The organism is Marinobacter sp. UBA2498 (assembly GCF_002341575.1).
Lineage (GTDB): Bacteria > Pseudomonadota > Gammaproteobacteria > Pseudomonadales > Oleiphilaceae > Marinobacter > Marinobacter manganoxydans.
On the sequence record NZ_DDOI01000088.1, the window covers coordinates 8,568 to 9,888 of the forward strand.

Below are 1,321 nucleotides of genomic sequence, written 5' to 3' on the forward strand. Positions count from 1 at the left end.
CTCGGAGAGGGCAGCCGGGTTACGGTCGTTAGCGATCTGAGGATGGTGGTCAATCCTCTGCCTCCTTCATTCACATTGCAGGAGCCCCTCAAGCTCCGGGTCGGCTTTTTCGAAGAAGGGGAGAAAATCACTAATCCCGATTTTCTGGGTGTGATTGAGGTCAGCCTCAGTATCACCTCCGAGGATGGCAGAAGTGGAACCAAGGTATTGTCGGGAGAGCAGCCGCCGGAAGACGGCACCTACCGGGATACGGTAAGTCGTTTGCCAGCCGCGGGCCTCTACACCTTTGACGTGGTGGCCGATGGCCAGACCTTCAGCCGCAAGTTCAGCGCCACCGTCGGGTTTACGATGCCTGAAGGGGCTGAGCCCGCTGATCAGCCGGCTGAATCGCCGGAGCCGGAGGTGACAGAACCGGCACTCGACCCTGAGCAGTCTGAACCGGAGCCGGCGGTGTCTGAGCCGGAGCAATCCGGGCCGGAACCGGCGATTACATCGCCCATCGACGTAAGCGAGGTGGAGGAGCCAGAGACGCCAGCGGTCCAGGAGCCTGAATCGGCCCCTGAGGACCCGGAAGACGCGGAACCTGCTTTTGCCGTGCCTTTGTGGATGGTCGGCGCAGCCGGTGGTGGGCTGCTCGTCATTGGCGGTCTGGTCTGGTTTGCCATCCGTAAGCGTAAACAGGATCAGCAGGCGCAAGAGAAAGCAGCGTCAGAGCGCGAAACACTTGAGGATCTGCAGGAAGAGACCGAACCCGAACCAGAACCCGAGCCGGAGGCAGTCTCAGAGCCGGAAGAGGATGTCGAAGCCGAGGAAATCCCTGAGGTAACCGAGGAAGCATCTGAGGAGGACATGTCTGAGCTGGAGGCCGTCATTGATGAACATGAGGCCGCTCTGAAGTCGGAAGATGCCGCGCTTACGGAACCAGAAGTTGAACCGACCGACGAACTGGAAGAGGAAATCCCGGTAGCGGATACCCCGGTGGAGGAAGAGGCCGCGGAGTTAGACGATGATATTCCTGAGCTGGAGGATGTTGCCGATCCTTCCGACGCCGAAGCACCGGAAGATGATGACGAGGAAGAGTTCGGGCTGGAAGATTTCGATCTGTCCGAATTTGACGATTTACCCGATTATGATCAGGACGAGTCCGGATTACCCGAAGACGATCCGAAAAAAAAGCCTGATCAGAAAGACCAGAAAAAGTAACCAACAGGAACCAGAGCATGAAGTTTACCGGTACCGAGAAGTACGTAGCCACCGATGACCTGCAAATGGCCGTCAACGCAGCACTTGCGCTTCAGCGCCCGCTGTTGATCAAAGGCGA

2 pseudogenes are annotated in these 1,321 nt (G+C 58.1%); both read left to right on the plus strand.

The features are described 5' to 3' along the window. Positions 1–1,203: pseudogene (locus tag B2W52_RS12285) on the plus strand (hypothetical protein); the annotation flags it as partial. A gap of 17 nt (positions 1,204–1,220) precedes the next feature. After that, positions 1,221–1,321, plus strand: a pseudogene (locus B2W52_RS12290) (AAA family ATPase); the annotation flags it as partial.